Source organism: Streptomyces enissocaesilis, from assembly GCF_039533765.1.
Lineage (GTDB): Bacteria > Actinomycetota > Actinomycetes > Streptomycetales > Streptomycetaceae > Streptomyces > Streptomyces enissocaesilis.
Genome location: NZ_BAAAUD010000039.1, coordinates 248555 through 268510, shown reverse-complemented (window position 1 = coordinate 268510; position 19956 = coordinate 248555). Strand labels below are relative to the sequence as shown.

Genomic DNA, 19956 nt, shown 5'->3' with positions numbered 1-19956 from the left:
CTGTGGTCTGTCGCGTGTCCCGATCCTTTCGAACCCTGACCGTCGGGCCACTCGTCCGCTCTCCCCGCGCGCTCGAAGCTGAGTGACGTGACCCAGACAACCGAAGCCGCCCAGGACGCCGTACCGGCTCCCGCGGCCCCCCGCCGCCCCGCTCGCATCCACCGTGCGTGGTTCGTCGCCGCGGTGGCCTTTGTGACGATCATCGGCGGGGCGGCGTTCAACTCCCTGCCGGGCCTGCTGATGGACCCGCTCCACGAGGAGTTCGGCTGGTCGCGCGGCGAGATCGGGGTCGCCGTCGCCATCGACATGGCGCTGTACGGCCTCACCGCGCCGTTCGCCGCCGCGCTCATGGACCGCTTCGGCATCCGCCGGGTGGTGGCCGTGGCGCTGAGCATGGTCGCCGCGGGCGCCCTGCTCAGCGTCTGGATGACGGCCGTCTGGCAGCTGATGCTCTACTGGGGCCTGCTCGTCGGCCTCGGTACGGGCTCGATGGCGCTGGCCTTCGCGGCGACGGTCACCAACCGCTGGTTCGTGGCGCGCCGGGGCCTGGTCACCGGCGTCCTCACGGCCGCGGGGGCGTCCGGCCAGCTGGTCTTCCTCCCGCTCTGCGCCTGGATCGTCGAGCACCACGGCTGGCGGCCCGCCTCCGTCACGGTCGCGCTCGCCGCACTGGTCGTCGTCCCGTTCGTGTGGCTGCTGCTGCGCGACCACCCGGCGGACGTCGGGCTCGCTCCGTACGGCGGGAAGTTCGTCCCGAAGCCGACGCCTCAGCGGGGCGCGGCGAAGCGGACGGTCACGGTCCTCTCCGAGGCGGCGAAGACCGGTCCCTTCTGGCTGCTGGCGGGCACCTTCGCCATCTGCGGCGCTTCGACGAACGGCCTCGTCCGCACCCACTTCGTGCCCTCGGCCCACGACCACGGCATGCCGATCACAGCGGCCGCCTCCCTCCTGGCCGTCATCGGTGTCTTCGACGTCATCGGCACGGTCGCCTCGGGCTGGCTCACCGACCGCTTCGAGGCGCGCCGCCTGCTGGCGGTCTACTACGCACTGCGCGGCGTCTCGCTGCTCTTCCTGCCGATGCTGATGGCCCCGGCCGTCCACCCGCCGATGATCTTCTTCATCGTCTTCTACGGCCTCGACTGGGTGGCGACGGTCCCGCCGACCCTGGCCCTGTGCCGGGAGCAGTACGGCGAGGACTCGGCGATCGTCTTCGGCTGGGTGCTCGCGTCGCACCAGGTGGGCGCGGCGGTGGTGGCCTTCGCGGGGGGTGTGGCGCGGGACGTGTTCGGTTCGTACGACGTGGTCTGGTACGCGGCGGGGGCACTGTGCGCGGCGGCGGCCCTGATGGCCCTGGTGATCCGCCGGAGGCCGGACGACACGTCCGATGACACGTCCGACGCCGCCCCGGTTCCCGCCTGATCCCACCGGGAGAGGTGGCGGAGCCGGCGGGCCCGGGCGACTACGGGGGTGTCGTCACCCGGGGCGCCTACGGCCAGAGCAGTTCCCGCGCCCACTCCCCGCCACCGTCCCGCCGGTACCGCAGCCGCACGTGCCGGCGCCTGGTGTCCCCCTGGAAGAACTCCACCTCGGCGGGGACCACGACGTACAGCGTCCAGGTCGGTACGCCGGCCTCCGGCTCGGCCTGCGCCCGTTCCCACGCCGACTCCGACACCCGCACCAACTCCTCGTACTCCGCCAGGACTTCGCTCTGCCGCCCCACCAGTGCGGAGGCGAGCGCACCCGTCGACCGCGCGTGCAGATCGGTCCGGCTCTCGTCCGGCGTTCCGGTGGTCACCGCGCCCCTGACCCGCACCTGCCTGCCCTGCGCCGCCCAGTAGAACCCGAGCGCCGCGTGCGGGTGCGCGGCCAGTTGGCGGCCCTTGGCGCTGGTGGAGTGGGAGGCGAAGTGCCAGCCGCGGTCGTCCGCGCCGTGCAGCATCACGGTGCGTACGTCGGGGAGCCCGTCCCCGTCCACGGTCGCCAGGCTCATCGTGTGCGGTTCGGGCTGCCCGGCGGCGACGGCCTCGGCGAACCAACGGTGGAACAGGGGGAGCGGCTCGGGCGGTGCGGCGGCCGGATCGAACGCGGGGAGTTCCGTGTCCCATACGCGCTGGGAGCGGAGCAGGTCCTTGAAGGTCATCCGGCCATCTCACACCATGCGTGGCGGCGCGGGCGGAGAATGCCGCAGCGGCGGACCGTGGCGCGGTCCGCCGCTGCGTAGACAGGACTGGGGTCAGGGCCCGGGGCCCAGTGGCTCAGGGGTTCTCGTACTCCGGGGTTCGAGAGCTCGGGGGCTCGGGGGTTCGAAGGTTCGGGGGGCTCGGGTTCTGCTTCGTGTGCTACTTCGTGGGCTTCTTGCCGGTGATGCCCAGATGCACCAACAGGGCCAGATGGGGCTTGAGTTCGTTCTGCTTCACACCCCAGGACTGGAAGCCCTTCTGGTGCGAGGCGACCGCCGCCAGCATCGCGACGAGCGAGCCGGCCATCGCGGCCGGGTTGATGTCCTGGTCGACCTTGCCCTTGGACTGGAGCTCCTTCACCGCGTCGGTAAGGGAGTTGGTCACGGAGCTCAGGATTTTCATGCGGATCTTGTGGAACCGCTTGTCGCCCTCTGCCGCGCCGAGGTCGACCACCCGGAGGATGGCGTCGTTCCTGCGCCAGAAGTCGAGAAAACCCTCGACGAGATCTTCGGAGGTCGCCCAGCCGGCCTTTCCGACCCAGGAACGGCCGGAGGCGAGTTCGGCCAATCCGGCGCCTTCTTTGGCCATTTCTTCCGCGATCTCGAGGACAGCGCCCTCCACATCGGGGAAGTACTGGTAGAACGTCGCCGGTGAAGTACCCGCTTTCCGGGCCACATCGATGACTTTGACGTCCCGGTAGGGTGAGGAGCTGAGCATCTCACTGAGGCAGTCGAGCAGCTTCTGCCGCGTCGCCTGACCACGTCGTCCGGCCACACGGCCATCGACGGTGCGCACTTGTCCTGTCATGCCGTCAGCTTACCGACGGGTGATCGGAGCGCGATTTGGCCGACTGCAAATGGGGAATCGGCCTGCTGCCGCGGCCTGCCGCGGCCTGCCGCACCGGTCCGTCCGCGGGGCGTCCGCGCTCTGTCCGCGGTCTGCCCGTGGCCCGCCTCCGGCCCGTCCGTGAACCGTCGCCGGGGTCCGCGGGCCGCCTTCGACCCGAATAGTCTTATCAACAGCCTGTGGACAACTCTGGTGGACAAGTCATGTGCCCCAAGGCGAATGCCCTCGCGGCCGGCCAATTGTTCGATTCCCTTTCCTGCGCGAAGAGCGGCGGCCCGTTAGTTTTGCGGTGATGGGCGCCACGCATTGCCCCGCCCTGTGTGACGGAAGGATCCGGGCTCATGGCCGTATATGCAGAAGGCATGCCGTGCTGGGTGGATGTGACGCTTGCCGACGTCGAAGCGGGCAAGCGCTTTTACGGTGCGCTGTTCGGCTGGACCTTCGAGGATCCGGGCATCGAAGACCGGGGAAGGGCTGGGCGGGTCAGGTTCGTCGACGCCCTCAGTGACGGCAAGAAGGTCGCCGCCCTCGCGCCCAAACGCGACGGACGCATGCCCACCGCCTGGGGCGTCTACTTCGCCACCGGCGACGCCGTGGCGCTCGCCCGGAGGATCAGGGACGCGGGCGGCCAGCTGGTGACGGATCCGCTGCCCGTTCCCCCGCTCGGCACGATGGCCGTGGCCGCCGACCCGGGCGGCGCCGTCTTCGGGCTCTGGCAGGCGGGCAGCCACGCCGGTTTCGAGAAGCGGGACCTGCCCGGCTCCTTCTGCTGGACCGAGGTCTATACGCGCGACAAGGAACGGACCGACCCCTTCTACGAGACCGTCTTCGGCTTCCAGGGCCACGACCTCGAAGAAGCGGGCCAGGACTTCAGGACGTGGTCGCCCGCCGGTGCCGACCCCGGCCCCGACACCGCCATCGGTGGCCGCAGTGTCATAGGAGACGCCTTCCCGGCCGAGATGCCCGACCATTTCATGATCTATTTCGTGGTCGACGACTGCGACGAGGCCGCGTCGCGGACCGTCGGTCTCGGTGGCCGTGTCCAGGCGCCGCCCTTCGACACGCCCTACGGGCGGATCGCGGTTCTCACCGACGACCAGGGCGCCACCTTCGCCGTACTCGCCGAGCAGACCGAACAGACCGGGCACGCCGAGGCCACGGAGCGCGCCGAGACCAGGGAGCGCGCCGAGGCCGCAGAGGTCACTGGGGCTGACAGGGCCGCAGAGCCCGCCGGGGCTGCCGAGGCCCCCGAGGCCGCCGGGTCCCGAGAGGCCCGGGAAGCCGGAACCGGGGCGTAACGGGCCGGCGCGGAGCGGACCGTCGCGGTTGTGGTGCGCGTGCGCGACCTGTCCGAATCAGGGTGAGACACCCCGTTCCGCCCCCGGGTTCGCCACCGCCGCTCCGGACAGGAAGAATCAGGGTGCGCACCGCTGGGTGGTGCCCAGGGGTGAGACGCTTCACGGGGCTGTGTTTGCGGCCTCGTACGGGGAGGTGGCAGGCAAGTTATGGATCAGCTGACGCAGCACGACCCGCGGCGGATCGGCCCGTTCGAGGTGCTGGCACGGCTCGGGGCCGGCGGCATGGGGCTGGTCTATCTCGCGCGGTCGGCGTCGGGCCGGCGCGTGGCGATCAAGACGGTGAGGACCGAACTCGCCGAGGACCAGCTGTTCCGCGTCCGCTTCACGCGCGAGGTGGAGGCCGCACGGGCCGTCAGCGGTTTCTACACGGCCGCCGTCGTGGACGCCGATCCGCGGGCGGCGGTGCCGTGGCTGGCCACCGCGTACGTCCCCGCGCCCTCCCTCGAAGAAATAGTGAATGAATGCGGGCCGATGCCGGCCCAGGCGGTGCGCTGGCTGGCGGCCGGCATCGCCGAGGCGCTCCAGTCCATCCACGGGGCGGGCCTGGTCCACCGCGACCTCAAGCCGTCGAACGTCCTGGTGGTGGAGGACGGACCGCGCGTCATCGACTTCGGCATCGCGTCCGGCGTCTCGAACACCCGGCTGACCATGACCAACGTCGCCGTCGGTACGCCCGCCTACATGTCGCCCGAGCAGGCGCGCGACTCGCGCAGCGTGACGGGCGCCAGCGACATCTTCTCGCTCGGCTCGACGCTGGTCTTCGCGGCGACCGGGCACGCGCCCTTCCACGGGGCGAACCCGGTGGAAACGGTCTTCATGCTGCTGCGGGAGGGCCCGGACACCGAGGGGCTGCCCGACGAACTGCGTCCGCTGATCGAGTCGTGCATGCAGCGGGAGGCCGTACGGCGGCCCAGCCCGGCCGACCTCCAGGCGCAGCTCTCGCCGCACCTCTTCGCCTCCGGCCAGGACGACAGCGGTACGGCGTCCGCGTGGCTGCCGGCGCGGGCCACCGCGATGATCGAGGAGCGGCGGGGCGGCCGCCCGGCGCTGCCGAGCACACCGAGTACGCCGCCGTCCCGGGCGCACTCCACGCCGCCGAGGCCGCCGGGACCGCCGCCGTTCGCCCCCGCGGCGTCCCGGGTCCAGCCCCAGCCCCAGGCTCATCCCCAGTCCCAGGTGCCGGTCGCTCCGTCTCAGGCGTCTTCCGCCTCCTCCGCCGCTCCGACCTCTCCGGTCCCTTCCGCCTCTCCGGCGCAGGCGTACACCGGTGGTCACGCGGCTCGTCCCCCGCAGCACGCCGTACGGCTGCCCGGGGCCAAGGTGCCGATCGGGCCGGGCCCCCGCGTGGCCGACGGCCGCACCGCCGCGGTCCAGGTGCCGGGCGAGCAGGCCACCGGATGGATCAGGCCCCCGGCCGGGCTCGCCCCGGTGAACGGCGCGGACGCCGTCACCGGCGTCGTACCTCCGTCCGTGTCGTCCGCGCCCCTGCCCCCGCCCCCGCCCATTCCGCCGCCCTCGCCGTCGGTGGACGGCGCCGGTCCCTCCGAAGGGTGGCGGCCGTGGCGGTTCCGCATGTCCAACGACGTGTGGGGGACGCCCGCCGTCGCGGACGACCTCGTCTACGTCACCTCCTTCGAGGTGCACGCCCTCGACGTGGCCAGCGGCCGGCGGAAGTTCAAGACGCGTGACGTCGCCTGGGCGATGGCGGTCGCGAGCGGGCGCATCCACGCCTCCGACGGCCCCACGCTGTACGCCCTCGACGCGGCCGACGGCCAGGAGCGGTGGCGGCTTCAGACCGACGCGTGGGTGTACTCCCTCAAGGTCGACCGCGGCACGGTGGTGACCGGCACGCGGGGCGGCGGCGTCCAGGCCTGGGAGGCGTCCAACGGCCAGAAGCTGTGGGAGCTCACGGGCGCGCAGACCGACTTCGAGACCCCGGAGGCCGGTCCCGCCGTACACGACGACACGGTGTACGTGTGGCAGGACGCGAGGCTGCGCGCCCTCGACGCCCGTACCGGCCTGGAGCGCTGGTCGTACCCGGTCGGCGACGCGGCGTCCTGCGGGGGAGTCCCGCTGCGGCTGACGTCGGCGCCGGACGGCTGTGTGTACGTCGCCGCCGGCACGCGCGTCCTCGCCGTCGACGCGGCCGGCGGCCGGGTGCGGTGGCACTTCGAGGCCCCCGCGGTCTTCCTGAGCCCGCCCGCCTTCGCGCCGGGCCCGGCCGTCACGGGCGGCGGCGTCTACCTCGCCGACTACCTGGGCACGGTGTACGCCCTGGACGCCTCCACCGGCAAGGACCGCTGGCGCATCGCCACCGAGTCCCGCCAGTCCATCGACCCGGTGCTCGTCGCGGCGGGCAACATCCACGTGGGCAGCGGCAGCGCGCTCTACACCCTGGACGCGGTGACCGGCACCCCGAAGTGGCGCTTCGCGGCGGGCGGCGAGGTCGTCGGCGCCCCGGTCGTCTCCGACGGCCGCGTGCACTTCGGCTCGGCGGACCACTGCCTCTACACGCTGGACGCGAGCGGCGGCCAGCTGCGCTGGAAGCTCGCGACGGGCGGGGAGATCACCGGGTCGCCGGTGGCGCAGAACGGCGTGGTGTACGCGTGCAGCAAGGACCGGTGCGTGTACGCCCTGGACGCGGTGAAGGGCACGGCGACGGGCCGCACAGCGGGCACCCGGGCCTGACCCGGCAGCCCTCCGGCAGCCCTCCGACCGGTGGCATTACGGCGTCAACGCGCCTGCGAACACACGTTTGCGGGCGCGTCCGGCGCCGCACTAGGGTGACGTGCGCTCGTCAATCGAGCACCAGGATCCACGATTTCAACGGGGGTTGAAGCGTGCAGCTTCGTCATGTCCGCGCTGTCGCCGTTTTCGGTGTCGCCGTCTTCGCACTGACCGGGGCCCGGGGCTCCGGCGGCGGTGGCTGCGACAACAGCAGCAGCAGTTCGAGCAGCAGTGACGGTTCGAGCTACGACGACGACTACTCCACGTCGGGCGGCTCCAGTACGAGCGGCTCCTCCACGACCGGCTCCACCACTTCGGGGTCCGGTTCCAGCAGCGGCGGCAGCAGGGCCGTCAGGGACGTACGGATCGACTCCTGCCAGTACGACGTCTCCCGCGGCATCGTCGCCGCCGTCAGCGCCACCAACAGCAGCTCCTCCCGGAACTACACCTACACCTTCACGGTCTCGTTCACCGACCCGGGCGGCACGAGCCTCGGCGACCGCGCCACCACCATGCCCATGGTGCTCGCGGGGGCGACCGACAGGCTCGACGTCGCCACCCCGTACGTCCCCAAGGAGGGCGAGACCTCCGGCGGCAGGTGCACCCTGACCGACGTCAAGCGCGTCGTGTCCTGACGCTCCTGGACATGCGGCGGCCGCGGTGGCTCCCCCTCCGCGCCACCGCGGCCGCTCTGCCCCCGTCGGTCCGAAGCCTCAGACCCCCTCGGACCCCGCGTGGTTGTCCTGGGTGGTGACCGCGTCCTTGCCCGTGCCCTCGGACCCCGCGTGGTTGTCCAGGGTGGTGACCGTGCCCCCCGTGCCCTCGGACCCCGCGTGGTTGTCCTGGGTGGTGATCTTTTCGGTCTTCTTGGCGTCGCTCATTGTCGGTGTCTCCCGTTTCGGTGGCGGTTCTCAAGGTGACCAACGCCCGTTCGGCAACTCCCCCGAGGGTCGCCGAACGGGCGTGTCAGGGCCGTTCACCTTAGCGGTGAGGCCCGCGGCGAACCGTCTGCCCCCCGACGCGACGGATCGCTGAACAAGAGAGTGCCGGGCGGTGATAAACGATTGATGAACGTGCCGGTGGGTGGGTTCAGGCGGCAGCCAACGGCGTCAGAAGGTCGCGCACTTCGTCCGCCTCCGCAGCGCCGGTCTGCTCGTAGATGCTCAGTGCCTCGCGCCAGCAGGCCCTTGCGCGGCCCGCTTGTCCGAGCTGGTCGAGAGCCCGGCCCAGGGTGGTCAGGACATTGCCGCGCATCCAGTCGCCACCGATGCAGTGCAGGGCGAGCGCCTGCTCCGCGTGCTGCGCGGCCTGGGCGGGGCGGCGGGCGACGAGGTGTGCCTGGGCGATCCGGAAGTGCGTCGTTCCCTCCCACAGCCGCTGACGGTTGTCCTGGAAGACGAGCAGGGCCTCGCCGAGCTGATCGAGCGCCTCCGCCGGGCGCCCTGCCTGAGTCAGGGCGATACCCAGGGCGAACCGGCCGTTGGCGAGGCGCAGCGTGAGGCCCAGCTCGTCGTATATGTCAATGCCTTGCTGGGCGAGTTCGACCGCGCTGGAGGTCCGGTCCATGGCGACGTGGATACGGGACAGATTGCACAGGGCACTGGCTTCGCCGGGGCGGCTTCCACAGGCACGGAAGTTGTCGATGGCGTCCTGGAGGTAACGCTCGCCGTCCGCGTGGCGGTTCTGGTAGAGAGCGATGATGCCGCGGTCGTTCGACGCCCATGCGACAGGGACCGGGTCCCCGGCCGCGCGTGCGTGGATGGTCGCCAGCCTCGCCTCCTCGTCCGCCGCATCGAAGCGGCCGGACACGAGAAGAGCGGTGGTGAGCGTCGTGCGGGCACGCCCCTCCGCCCGCGTGTCACCAACGGCGCGAGCCGCATCACGCAGGGCCACGGCGGTCGTCTCGTACTGGTGCGAGTTGGCCCCCGACTCGGCGAGGTCCTTCGCTGCCCAGAGCAGGTCGACGGCGCGCCTCAGCGTGTCGCCCGTGGCGGACTGCCGCACACATGCCAGCAGGCAGTCGGCCTCGACGTACAGCCAGTCGACGGCCGCGTGGCGGTCGGTGAAGCGCAGGCCCGGGTGGTGCGCGGGCTCCAGGTGGTCCACCAGCCGGTCCCCCGGCCGCTCCAGCGCGTACACCGCCGCCGCCGTGGCCAGGTAGAAGTCCAGCAGCCGGGACAGCGCCCGCTCGCGCTCCGCCGGGCGCTGTTCGTCGCGTTCCGCGCAGGCGCGGGCGTAGAGGCGGACCAGGTCGTGGTAGCGGTAGCGGCCGGGGGCCGCCGATTCCAGGAGGGACGCGTCGACCAGGGATTCCAGGAGGTCCTCCGTGTCCTGGAGGGGCTGGTCCAGTACGGCCGCCGCCGCGGCCAGGGAGATGTCCGGGCCGTCCGCCAGGCCCAGGAGGCGGAAGGCGCGGGCCTGCTGCGGTTCCAGCTGGCCGTAGCCGAGCTCGAAGGTGGCCTTCACGGCCAGGTCGCCGGCCTGGAGTTCGTCGAGGCGGCGGCGTTCGTCCGCCAGTTTCGCCGCCAGGACCGAGACCGTCCAGGTGCGGCGGGCCGCCAGGCGGGCGGCCGCGATGCGGATGGCCAGGGGGAGGAAGCCGCAGGCGCCGACGACGTCCAGGGCCGCCTCGCGCTCGGAGGCGACCCGTTCCTCTCCCACGATCTTCGTGAAGAGCTGGAGGGCCTCCTCGGGGGACATGACGTCCAGGTCGATCAGGTGCGCCCCCGCCAGGTCCACCATCCGCGCCCGGCTCGTCACCAGCGCCGCGCTCCCCGTCGTGCCGGGGAGCAGGGGGCGGATCTGCGAGGCGTCCCGGGCGTTGTCCAGGAGGACCAGGACGCGGCGGCCGTCGAGGGTCGAGCGGTAGAGGGCGGCGCGTTCGTCCAGGGTGTCGGGGATGGCGGTGTCGGGGGTGCCCAGGGCGCGCAGGAACGCGCCCAGGACCGTTTCCGGTTCCGCCGCGCGCGAGCCCGCGCCCTGGAGGTCGACGTACAGCTGGCCGTCCGGGAAGTGCGGGCGGGCCGCGTGAGCCACGTGCACCGCGAGGGTCGTCTTGCCCACGCCGCCGATGCCGGCCACCGCCGACACCGCCATGACGCTGCTCTCGGCCGCGGCCAGGCGGTCGCCCAGTTCGCGTACGAAGGACAGGCGGCCGGTGAAGTCGGGCACGGTGGCCGGCAGCTGCGCGGGGTGTACGACCGCCGGAGCGGCCGACGGCGGCGGTTCCACCGGGCGGGCCAGGTCCGCGTCGGCCGCCAGGATGCGCTGCTGGAGGTGCGAGAGCTCGGGGCGCGGGTCCACACCCAGCTCGTCGGCGAGCAGGCGGCGGGTGTCGGCGTACACCGCCAGGGCCTCCGCCTGGCGGCCGCTGCGGTAGAGGGCGAGCATCAGCAGCTCGCGCAGGCGCTCGCGCAAGGGGTGCGCGGCCGTCAGCGCGGTCAGCTCCGAGATGGCCTCCGCGTGGCAGCCGACCTCCAGGTCCAGGTCGAGGCGGGTCTCGGTGAGCTGGAGCCGCCACTCCTCCAGCCGGGCGCGCTGGGTCTCGGCGTACGGGCCCGGGACCGAGGCCAGCGGTTCGCCGTCCCACAGGCCGAGCGCCTTGTTGATCAGGGTCCGGGCCTGGCAGCGGTCGCCGGAGGCGCGGCACTTCTCGGCGTCGGCGGCCAGCTCCTGCGCGACGGCCAGGTCGAGGGTGCCGGCGCCCGCCCTTATCGCGTATCCGCCGGACTCGCTGACCAGGACCTCCGGGTCCAGTGCCTTGCGCAGCCTGGAGGCGTACGTCCGTACCGCCGCCAGCGCCTGTGACGGCGGCTCCTCGCCCCAGATGCCGTCGATCAGCTCGGACGCGGTCGCGGTGCGGCCGTCGCGGAGCAGGAGGGCGGCCAGCAGGGCGCGCTGCTGCGGCGACCCGGTGCTGAGGGGTTCGCCGCCGCGCCAGGCGCGGACGGGCCCGAGAACGCTGAAGCGCACGGCGTCGCGCTGTGGAGGGTGCTGCGGGAACTGCTGCGGGGGCCGGTCCTGGTGCCGGCTCCGGGGCCGGCCCTGCTGCGGGGGCCGGTCCTGGTTCTCGTGCTGGTTCTCGTGCCGGGTGCCCTCGCCGGGCTGCGGACCGGATGCCGGAGCCCGCTGCTCCGGTACCCGAGGTACGCCGTCCATCGCACTCCCCCTGCCTCTGCTGCCGCCGACGGTCTGCCCCACCGCCCAGTCGCAACAGTCAGTTTGCCTTGTCCATGGCGAATGCGGCAGCACCGGAAGGTGCCTCCCCATTACCTCCCCACCGCCGGCCACCCGGACCGGACGAGCCCTCCGGAAACGCGTACGGGAAACTTTCGAATGGGGCAAAATGGACAGTGTTGCGGTTTCCGTACTTCGGGAGTTCCTTCGATGGCCTGCAAATGTTCACCTTTTGATCTTCATGGCCTTGGATCCGTAACCGATAAGGCGCCGAGCACCATCAATCACAAGGATCTTTGGAGCGGAGTGAAGTGCTCCGGATGTGGAAAACGCACCGGTTAACGTCGCGTTCATGACTCAGGCAGGTACGCGGCCCCAGGCCGGAGACACGGTAAGCGGCGCCCACCCGGTGGAGGGTGGCGTACGCGAGAAGGGCCTGGGCGGGAATTCCGTCGGCCTCATGGGCAACGCCGTCATCGGCATCTCCACCGTCGCCCCCGTCTACTGCCTGACGGCCACACTGGGCCCCACGGTCAGTGAGGTCGGTCTGCAGATGCCCGCGATCTTCCTCGCCGGCTTCCTGCCGATGCTGCTGGTGGCCTTCGCGTACCGCGAGCTGAACAAGGCCGTGCCCGACTGCGGCACCTCCTTCACCTGGTCGGTGAAGGCCTTCGGCCCCCGCATCGGCTGGATGTGCGGCTGGGGTCTGCTGGTCGCCACCATCGTGGTGCTCTCCAACCTCGCCGGCGTCGCGACCTCCTTCTTCTACCTGCTCCTCGGTGAACTGACCGGCAGCGCGGACGTGGCCGCACTGGACGACAACAAGGCCGCGCACATCCTCACCACGCTGGCCTTCATCGCCGTCGCCACCGCGATCAGCTACCGGGGCATCACCGCCACCAAGTGGGTCCAGTACGCCCTGGTGGGCCTCCAGCTCGCCGTACTCGTGATGTTCGTCTGCATGGCGCTCACCAAGTCCGACGAGGTCGCGAACTCGCTCGACTTCTCCTGGTCCTGGATGAACCCCTTCGGCGTCGAGTCCTTCGCCGCCTTCACCGCCGGTCTGTCCCTCTCGATCTTCATCTACTGGGGCTGGGACGCCTGCCTGTCGGTCAACGAGGAGAGCACCGGCAGCGCCAAGACGCCCGGCCGCGCCGCGATGCTCGCCATGGTCGTGATCGTCGTCTCGTACCTGATGGTCGCCATCGCCGCGCAGATGTACGCCGGTGTCGGCGAGAAGGGCACCGGCCTCGGCAACGAGGACACCGCCGACAACGTCTTCGCCGTACTCGCGGAGCCGATCATGGGCTCGGGGCTGGGCATCCTGCTCTTCATCGCCGTCCTCGCCTCCGCCGCCGCGAGCCTGCAGACCACCTTCATTCCGGTGGCGCGCACCGCCCTGGCGATGAGCACCTACCAGGCCATGCCGGCCTCCTTCGCGAAGGTCCACCCGCGCTTCAAGACGCCGGGCCGTGCCACCGTCGTCGCGGGCGTCGCCACCGGTGTCTTCTACTCGGTGATGACCCTGGTCAGCGAGAACGTCCTCGTCGACACGATCTACGCGCTGGGCCTGATGATCTGCTTCTACTACGCGATCACCGCCTTCGCCTGCGTCTGGTACTTCCGCCGCGAGATGCGCCGCTCGGTGTGCAGCCTGATGGTCAAGGGCGTCTTCCCGGGCGTCGGCGCCCTGATGCTCACCGCCGTCTTCGGCCAGACCCTGTACGACATGTGGGACCCGGCATACGGCAGCGGCAGCTCGCTGTTCGGCGTCGGTTCGGTCTTCGTGATCGGCGTCGGCCTGCTGCTGCTCGGCGTGGCGATCATGCTGGTCATGCAGCGCCGCAGCCCGGCGTTCTTCCGTGGCGAAGTACTGACGCAGGACACGCCGGCGCTGGTAGTCGAGGACTGACCCCGCGGAGTCCGCCCGGCCGGGCGGCGCACCGACGACGTACCCGAGTCATGACAGGCCCGGGGGAGCCGCACACGGCTCCCCCGGGCCTGTCCTCATGGGCCGCCGCGCACTCCGGCGGACAGGGCGCGGAGGCGGCGCACCGGATCGGGGGCGGGAGCCGTGGATCACCGCGCTCGTCGGTGCCGTCGGCCCTCTCGGCCCCGGGCGTGGCAGGACGTAGGTTTGGCGCCCACCAGCCGGTCCACAGGACGACGAGGAGCTCCCGTATGCGGATCGCCACCACGATCTTTCTGACCGACGAGACGATCGCCCCGGTACGGCTCGCACGCGAGCTGGAGCAGCGGGGGTTCGCCGGCCTGTACCTGCCCGAGCACACCCACATCCCGGTGTCCCGCGAGTCCCCGTACCCGGCGGGCGGCGAACTCCCGCGCGAGTACGGCCGTACGCTCGACCCCTTCGTCGCCCTCGGCCAGGCCGCCGCGGTCACCGAACGGCTCGGTCTGGGCACCGGCATCACGCTGGTCGCCCAGCACGACCCGATCGACCTGGCCAAGCAGATCGCGACCCTGGACCACCTCTCCGGCGGCCGTTTCACGCTCGGCGTCGGCTACGGCTGGAACCGGGAGGAGGCCGCGGACCACGGCGTCGAGTGGCGCACGCGCCGCGAGCGGACCCGGGACCGGATGGCGCTGATGCGGGCGCTGTGGGCGGCGGAGCCGACGGCGTACACGGGTGGGACGGCGTCCGTACGGGCGTCCCACGCCTACCCGAAGCCGGCCGGCGCCGCACCCCGCACGCTGATCGGCGGCGGCGCGGGTCCCCAGCTGTTCGCGCACATCGCCGAGTACGCGGACGGGTGGCTTCCGATCGGCGGCCGGGGCCTGAGGGAGTCGGTGCCGGTACTGCGCGAGGTGTGGGAGAGGGCGGGCAGGTCCCCGGAGGAGCTCCAGGTGGTCCCGTACGCGGTGGTTCCCACTCCGGGCAAGCTGGCGCACTACGCGGACCTGGGCATCACGGAGGTGGTGCTGCAACTGCCGTCCGCGGCCGGGCCGGAGATCCTCCGCGTGCTCGACGAGTACGCCGCGTTCATCTGAGCGACGCCGCACTTTTCGGCGCAAACCCCCTGTGCCCGGAGGTCGGTCGCCGCTACCTTGGCCTCTTCGGCATGGACCGCGCCCGGCCGTACGGCCGGACCTCGGGGGAGAGGCAACGCACATGCAGAGAAGCCCGTTCAGCATCGTCGCGATCGTTTTCGGCGCGGTGGCACTGTTCTTCTGCCCGCCGCTGTTCGGCATCCTCGGCCTGGTCTTCGGCGGGATAGCCAAGTCCAAGGACGAGCCGCTCGCCGTGACGGGTCTGATCGTCGCGGCGGTCGGACTGGTCGTCGGCATGATCCTGGGAGTCGTCGTCTTCAGCTCGATGTCGGCCCCCTGAGCCCCCGTTCCCGTCCCCGCCTCCACGCCCGCCCCACCGCCCCGCCCGGCATGATCCGGACGCGACCGGTGAGACCTCGCGGCCCGGCATGACCCGTGGGGGGAGTGAACACACCTGTGGCCGTGGACGGGGTGCACCGCCACTTCAGGGACCCGCGGGAAGCGGCCCACGACATCGCCGCCTCCGCGGCCGGCGCCGGGTCCGGACGCAACGGTCCGTGCCGGTGCGCGCTCGTATGCTCGGACGCATGACGACGAGCGCACCGCAGGGAAACGGGCACGGGCACGAGGGCGGGAGCGGTCCCGGGAACGCTCCCGTGCACGAGGGGGGGAGCGGTACCGGGAACGGTCGCGGTACCGGGTCGGGGCCCACCGCCAACGGCATGCGGCGCGCGCTCAGGCGTGCGCGGGACGGGGTCGCGCTCGACGTCGCCGAGGCCGCCGTACTGCTCCAGGCGCGCGGTGACGACCTCGAGGACCTCGCCGCCTCCGCCGCGCGGGTGCGCGACGCGGGGCTGGAGGCCGTCGGGAGGGCCGGGGTCATCACGTACTCGCGCAAGGTGTTCATCCCGCTGACGCGACTGTGCCGCGACACGTGCCACTACTGCACCTTCGTGACCGTTCCCGGGAAGCTGCGGCGCGCGGGGCACGGGATGTTCCTGTCGCCCGACGAGGTGCTGGACATCGCGCGCCGCGGCGCCGAAACGGGCTGCAAGGAAGCCCTGTTCACGCTCGGCGACCGGCCCGAGGAGCGGTGGCCCGAGGCGCGGGAGTGGCTGGAGGCCGAAGGGTACGACGACACCCTGGCGTACGTGCGGGCCATGGCGATCCGGGTACTCGAGGAGACGGGACTGCTGCCCCACCTCAACCCCGGTGTCCTGTCGTGGACCGACCTCCAGCGGCTCAAGCCCGTCGCCCCCTCCATGGGCATGATGCTGGAGACGACCGCGACCCGCCTGTGGTCCGAACCCGGTGGCCCGCACCACGGCTCCCCGGACAAGGAGCCCGCCGTACGGCTGCGCGTGCTGGAGGACGCCGGACGCTCCAATGTCCCCTTCACGACCGGGCTCCTGATCGGGATCGGCGAGACGTACGAGGAGCGGGCCGACGCGCTCTTCGCGCTCCGCAGGACCGCCCGCGCCTACCACGGCATCCAGGAGGTCATCGTCCAGAACTTCCGCGCCAAGCCGGACACCGCCATGCGCGGCATGCCCGACGCCGAGCTGGAGGAACTGGCCGCCGCCGTCGCCGTGGCCCGCCACATCCTGGGGCCGGGCGCCCGCATCCAGGCACCGCCCAACCTCGTCGACGCCGAGTACGCGCTCCTCATCGGCGCCGGCATCGACGACTGGGGCGGCGTCTCGCCGCTCACCCCCGACCACGTCAACCCCGAGCGCCCCTGGCCGCACATCGACGAGCTGGCCGCGAAGACCGCCGCCGCCGGCTTCGAGCTGCGCGAACGGCTCACCATCTACCCGGAGTTCGTCCGGCGCGGCGAGCCCTGGCTCGACCCCCGGCTGGTCCCGCACGTACGCGCGCTCGCCGATCCGGAGACCGGGCTGGCGCGCGAGGGCGTACGGCCGGAGGGCCTGCCGTGGCAGGAGCCCGACGAGGGCTTCACCGCGACCGGCCGCACCGACCTGCACCGCACCATCGACACCGACGGGCGCACCGGCGACCGCCGCGACGACTTCGACGACGTGTACGGCGACTGGGACGCGCTGCGCGAGGCCGCCGCCCCCGGCATGGTGGCGCAGCGCATCGACACCGACGTACGGCAGGCGCTGCGGCAGGCCGCGGACGACCCGACGAAGCTCGGCGACGACGAGGCGCTGGCGCTGCTCCACGCGGACGGCCCGGCGCTGGACGCCCTGACCCGGATCGCCGACGAGCTGCGCCGCGACGTCGTGGGCGACGACGTCACGTACGTCGTCACGCGCAACATCAACTTCACCAACGTCTGCTACACCGGCTGCCGTTTCTGCGCCTTCGCCCAGCGGCGCACGGACGCCGACGCCTACACGCTGTCGCTGGACCAGGTCGCCGACCGGGCCCAGCAGGCGTGGGAGGTCGGCGCGGTCGAGGTGTGCATGCAGGGCGGCATCCATCCCGACCTGCCGGGCACGGCGTACTTCGACATCGCGCGCGCCGTGAAGGAGCGCGTCCCGGACCTGCACGTGCACGCGTTCTCGCCGATGGAGGTCGTCAACGGCGCCACCCGCACCGGCCTGTCGGTCCGGGACTGGCTGACGGCGGCGAAGGAGGCCGGGCTCGGTTCGATCCCCGGGACCGCCGCCGAGATCCTCGACGACGAGGTGCGCTGGGTCCTCACCAAGGGCAAGCTGCCGACCGCGACCTGGATCGAGGTCGTGAGGACCGCGCACGAACTGGGCATCAGGTCCTCGTCGACCATGATGTACGGGCACGTCGACCAGCCCAGGCACTGGCTCGGCCACCTGCGCACCCTGGCCGCCGTCCAGCAGGAGACCGGGGGCTTCACGGAGTTCGTGACGCTGCCCTTCATCCACACCAACGCGCCCGTCTACCTGGCCGGCATCGCCCGGCCCGGCCCGACCGACCGCGACAACCGCGCCGTCACCGCCATGGCCCGCCTCCTCCTGCACCCCCACATCACCAACATCCAGACCAGTTGGGTGAAGCTGGGTGCGGAGGGCGCGGCCGAGATGCTGCGCTCCGGCGCCAACGACCTCGGCGGGACGCTGATGGAGGAGACCATCTCGCGGATGGCGGGCTCCAGTTACGGTTCGTACCGCTCCGTCCAGGACCTCGTCGCGATCGCGGACGCCGCGGGCCGCCCCTCGAAGCCGCGCACGACGCTGTACGGCGACGTACCGCAGGAGCGGCAGCGGGCGGCGGCCGCGTCGGACGGGCACCTTCCGGAGCTGCTTCCGGTGCTGGAGTGAAGCGGCATTAAGGGAGCGTGAACATTGCCGGAACCCGGCAATGTTTTCTTCCGGTCATGCGTGAGACGATCCCTTCTGTCCAACAGATCGGCGCACCCGGGGGAGAGCGGCGGATGACTGTTTTTCTTGGTCTCGGCATTGCGGGAATCGTGCTGCTGGCCCTCTCGCTGATCTTCGACGGGATTCTCGAAGGGCTGTTCGGGGGAGTCCTCGACGGCCTCTTCGACGGTCTGCTCTCGCTGCCCGTGATCGCCGGATTCCTCTCGATGTTCGGCTTCGGCGGCGCCATCGTGCTCGGCGCCACGGGGCTCGGAGCCGGTGCCGCCACGGGGGTCGGGGTGGTGGCGGGGGTCGCGGCGGGCTGGCTCGCGTGGAGGTTCAGCCGGGCGCTGATGCGCGACCAGACCGACGCCACCCCGCGCGGCACCGACCTCGTCGGCACGGCCGGATCCGTCGTGACCGCGATTCCCGCCGACGGGTACGGCGAGGTGATGCTGCGGCTCGGCGGCCAGCCGGTCAAGCTCGCGGCCAGGAGCACGGTGCCCGTCGCGCGGGGCGCCGAGATCTGGGTGGAGGCGACCCTGTCGAGCACCTCGGTCGCGGTGCGCCCCGTCGAACGCTGACACCGCTTCGCGCCGCCCCACAGCCCTGCGCACCACTTCCGGCACACCACTTCCCGCGCACCACTTCCCACTTCCCGCGTACCACTCCAACTGCTGCCGTCCCCCGGGGAGGCAGGGGGGAATTCCTCATGAGTCCAGTCATCGTCGCTGTCGTCGGAGTCGTCGTACTCCTCGTCCTGCTGGCCCTTGTCGTCATCACGCGCTACAAGGTCGCCGGCCCCAGCGAGGCCTTCATCATCACCGGCCGTCGCGGCAAGACGTCCGTCGACCCGGTCACCGGTCAGACCTCCACCGACAACAGCGGCCAGAAGGTCGTCGTCGGCGGCGGCGTCTTCGTCGTGCCGTTCGTCCAGCAGAAGTTCACCCTCGACCTGTCCAGCCGGCACATCCCGATCTCCGTGCGCGGCGCCGTCACCCTGCGCGGTGTGAAGGCCAACCTCGAGGGCGTCGCGATCGTCAAGGTCGGCGGCAGCGAGGACGCGATCCGGGCCGCCGCCCAGCGTTTCCTCCAGCAGCAGGACGGCATCGTCGGCTTCACGCAGGAAGTGCTGTCCGGTGCGCTGCGCGCCATCGTCGGCCGGATGTCGGTCGAGGACATCATCCGTGACCGGGCCGCCTTCGCCGGACAGGTCGCCGAGGAGGCCGAGGCGAGCCTCTCCGGGCAGGGCCTGATCCTCGACGCCTTCCAGATACAGGACATCACCACCGAGGGCTCCTACCTGGAGGACCTGGGCCGCCCCGAGGCCGCCCGTGCCCGCCAGGAGGCCGACATCGCCGAGGCCATCGCCAAGCGGGCCTCGGAGCAGGCCCGGCTGAAGGCGGCCGAGGAGATCGCCATCGCGGAACGGACCTTCTACCTCAAGCAGGCCGAGATCCGCGTCGAGACCGAGGCCGCGGCCGCCAAGGCCAACGCCGCCGGTCCGCTCGCCGACGCCGCGCGCCAGCAGGAAGTCCTCGCCGAGCAGGAGAAGGTCGCCGAGCGCCAGGCGGCCCTGACCGACCGCGAGCTCGACACGAAGGTCCGCAAGCCCGCCGACGCCGCCCGTTACCAGGCGGAGCAGGAGGCCGAGGCCCGTCGTATCGCGCAGGTCAAGGAGGCCGAGGCGGACGCCGAGCGCTCCCGCCTCACCGGTGAGGGCGAGAAGCTGCACCGCGCGGCGCTCGCCGAGGCCGTACGGATCGAGGGCGAGTCGGAGGCCGCCGCCATCGCCGCCAAGGGTTCGGCGGAGGCCGAGGCGATGCGCAAGAAGGCCGACGCGTTCGCGCAGTACGGCGACGCGGCCGTCCTCCAGATGCTCGTCGAGGTGCTGCCGCAGGTCGTCGCCAAGGCGGCCGAGCCGATGAGCGCCATCGACAAGATGACCGTGATCTCCACGGACGGCGCGAGCCGGCTGTCCCGTACGGTCACCGACAACGTCGCCCAGGGCATGGAGCTGCTCAGCTCCACCACCGGAGTCGACCTCGCCGAGCTGCTCAAGGGCATCACGCAGCGGGGAGCGAAGCCGGCCGCCCCCGAGCAGACCGAGGCGAACGGCACGATCCGGATCACGGACTGAGCCGGATCACGGACTGAGCCGTGCGGACGGTCTCTCGTCTCTCCGCGCGCCACGGTCTCCCTCGCCGGAGGGCTCGAACCGAGCCCTCCGGCGAGGGGAGCCATGCGGCGGAGCCGTGGAACCGCTGCCCCCTGAACACCTTCTTCCCCTTCGGTTACAGTGCTGCGCCGGACAGCGGACGGCAGGCGTCGGCCGCACAGGCGTCGCCCGCACAGGCG

General features: G+C 71.8%; 14 protein-coding genes. 10 read left to right on the top strand and 4 right to left on the bottom strand.

The window, feature by feature from the left end:
* The first annotated feature begins 87 nt into the window (after positions 1-87).
* A complete protein-coding gene (locus ABD374_RS19575; protein WP_344496847.1) occupies positions 88-1419 on the top strand; it encodes an MFS transporter in 1332 nt (443 codons plus the stop codon).
* A gap of 67 nt (positions 1420-1486) precedes the next feature.
* On the opposite strand, the gene ABD374_RS19570 is transcribed toward ABD374_RS19575, so the two are convergent.
* On the bottom strand, positions 1487-2140 hold the full coding sequence (locus ABD374_RS19570; protein ID WP_344496846.1) for a pyridoxine/pyridoxamine 5'-phosphate oxidase: 654 nt from the start codon (positions 2138-2140) through the stop codon (positions 1487-1489).
* A gap of 199 nt (positions 2141-2339) precedes the next feature.
* Positions 2340-2987 (bottom strand): TetR family transcriptional regulator, encoded by a 648-nt coding sequence (locus ABD374_RS19565; protein ID WP_344496845.1) that lies wholly within the window; start codon positions 2985-2987, stop codon positions 2340-2342.
* 380 nt (positions 2988-3367) lie between these two features.
* Between ABD374_RS19565 and kbpA the strand changes: the two genes are divergently transcribed.
* The 3 genes from kbpA (at position 3368) to ABD374_RS19550 (ending at position 7746) form a co-directional block, all read left to right on the top strand.
* A complete protein-coding gene (gene kbpA, locus ABD374_RS19560) occupies positions 3368-4324 on the top strand; it encodes an AfsK-binding protein KbpA (RefSeq protein WP_344496844.1) in 957 nt (318 codons plus the stop codon).
* Positions 4325-4531: 207 nt separating this feature from the next.
* Positions 4532-7072, top strand: coding sequence for a protein serine/threonine kinase AfsK (afsK, locus tag ABD374_RS19555; RefSeq protein ID WP_344496843.1), 2541 nt, complete (start codon positions 4532-4534; stop codon positions 7070-7072).
* Positions 7073-7224: 152 nt separating this feature from the next.
* Complete coding sequence (locus ABD374_RS19550) at positions 7225-7746, top strand: hypothetical protein (protein WP_344496842.1); 522 nt, start codon at positions 7225-7227, stop codon at positions 7744-7746.
* Between the two features lie 78 nt (positions 7747-7824).
* Here the strand turns inward: ABD374_RS19550 and ABD374_RS19545 are convergent, their stop codons facing one another.
* Positions 7825-7992: a hypothetical protein gene (locus tag ABD374_RS19545; RefSeq protein ID WP_344496841.1), complete on the bottom strand. Its 168-nt coding sequence runs from the start codon at positions 7990-7992 to the stop codon at positions 7825-7827.
* Between the two features lie 208 nt (positions 7993-8200).
* Positions 8201-11269, bottom strand: a complete 3069-nt coding sequence (afsR, locus tag ABD374_RS19540; RefSeq protein ID WP_344496840.1) for an SARP-family global regulator AfsR — start codon at positions 11267-11269, stop codon at positions 8201-8203.
* A gap of 370 nt (positions 11270-11639) precedes the next feature.
* On the opposite strand from afsR, the gene ABD374_RS19535 reads away from it, so the two are divergent.
* The 6 genes from ABD374_RS19535 (at position 11640) to ABD374_RS19510 (ending at position 19738) form a co-directional block, all read left to right on the top strand.
* On the top strand, positions 11640-13199 hold the full coding sequence (locus ABD374_RS19535) for an APC family permease (protein ID WP_344496839.1): 1560 nt from the start codon (positions 11640-11642) through the stop codon (positions 13197-13199).
* A gap of 269 nt (positions 13200-13468) precedes the next feature.
* The gene (locus tag ABD374_RS19530; protein ID WP_344496838.1) at positions 13469-14296 is read left to right on the top strand and encodes a TIGR03619 family F420-dependent LLM class oxidoreductase; all 828 of its coding nucleotides are present in this window, start codon (positions 13469-13471) and stop codon (positions 14294-14296) included.
* A gap of 121 nt (positions 14297-14417) precedes the next feature.
* Complete coding sequence (locus ABD374_RS19525; RefSeq protein WP_344496837.1) at positions 14418-14636, top strand: hypothetical protein; 219 nt, start codon at positions 14418-14420, stop codon at positions 14634-14636.
* A 247-nt stretch (positions 14637-14883) separates the two neighbouring features.
* Positions 14884-17559, top strand: coding sequence for a bifunctional FO biosynthesis protein CofGH (locus tag ABD374_RS19520; RefSeq protein ID WP_344496836.1), 2676 nt, complete (start codon positions 14884-14886; stop codon positions 17557-17559).
* Positions 17560-17672: 113 nt separating this feature from the next.
* Positions 17673-18182 (top strand): hypothetical protein, encoded by a 510-nt coding sequence (locus ABD374_RS19515; RefSeq protein ID WP_344496835.1) that lies wholly within the window; start codon positions 17673-17675, stop codon positions 18180-18182.
* A 128-nt stretch (positions 18183-18310) separates the two neighbouring features.
* The gene (locus ABD374_RS19510; protein WP_344496834.1) at positions 18311-19738 is read left to right on the top strand and encodes a flotillin family protein; all 1428 of its coding nucleotides are present in this window, start codon (positions 18311-18313) and stop codon (positions 19736-19738) included.
* Positions 19739-19956 lie beyond the last annotated feature (218 nt).

What these genes read in the sequence shown, in the direction of transcription:
- ABD374_RS19570 (WP_344496846.1), bottom strand. Translation starts at nt 2,140, where the DNA reads ATGACCTTCAAGGACCTGCTCCGCTCCCAGCGCGTATGGGACACGGAA.
- ABD374_RS19565 (WP_344496845.1), bottom strand. Translation starts at nt 2,987, where the DNA reads ATGACAGGACAAGTGCGCACCGTCGATGGCCGTGTGGCCGGACGACGT.
- kbpA (WP_344496844.1), top strand. Translation starts at nt 3,368, where the DNA reads ATGGCCGTATATGCAGAAGGCATGCCGTGCTGGGTGGATGTGACGCTT.
- afsK (WP_344496843.1), top strand. Translation starts at nt 4,532, where the DNA reads ATGGATCAGCTGACGCAGCACGACCCGCGGCGGATCGGCCCGTTCGAG.
- ABD374_RS19545 (WP_344496841.1), bottom strand. Translation starts at nt 7,992, where the DNA reads ATGAGCGACGCCAAGAAGACCGAAAAGATCACCACCCAGGACAACCAC.
- afsR (WP_344496840.1), bottom strand. Translation starts at nt 11,269, where the DNA reads ATGGACGGCGTACCTCGGGTACCGGAGCAGCGGGCTCCGGCATCCGGT.
- ABD374_RS19535 (WP_344496839.1), top strand. Translation starts at nt 11,640, where the DNA reads ATGACTCAGGCAGGTACGCGGCCCCAGGCCGGAGACACGGTAAGCGGC.
- ABD374_RS19530 (WP_344496838.1), top strand. Translation starts at nt 13,469, where the DNA reads ATGCGGATCGCCACCACGATCTTTCTGACCGACGAGACGATCGCCCCG.
- ABD374_RS19525 (WP_344496837.1), top strand. Translation starts at nt 14,418, where the DNA reads ATGCAGAGAAGCCCGTTCAGCATCGTCGCGATCGTTTTCGGCGCGGTG.
- ABD374_RS19520 (WP_344496836.1), top strand. Translation starts at nt 14,884, where the DNA reads ATGACGACGAGCGCACCGCAGGGAAACGGGCACGGGCACGAGGGCGGG.
- ABD374_RS19515 (WP_344496835.1), top strand. Translation starts at nt 17,673, where the DNA reads ATGACTGTTTTTCTTGGTCTCGGCATTGCGGGAATCGTGCTGCTGGCC.
- ABD374_RS19510 (WP_344496834.1), top strand. Translation starts at nt 18,311, where the DNA reads ATGAGTCCAGTCATCGTCGCTGTCGTCGGAGTCGTCGTACTCCTCGTC.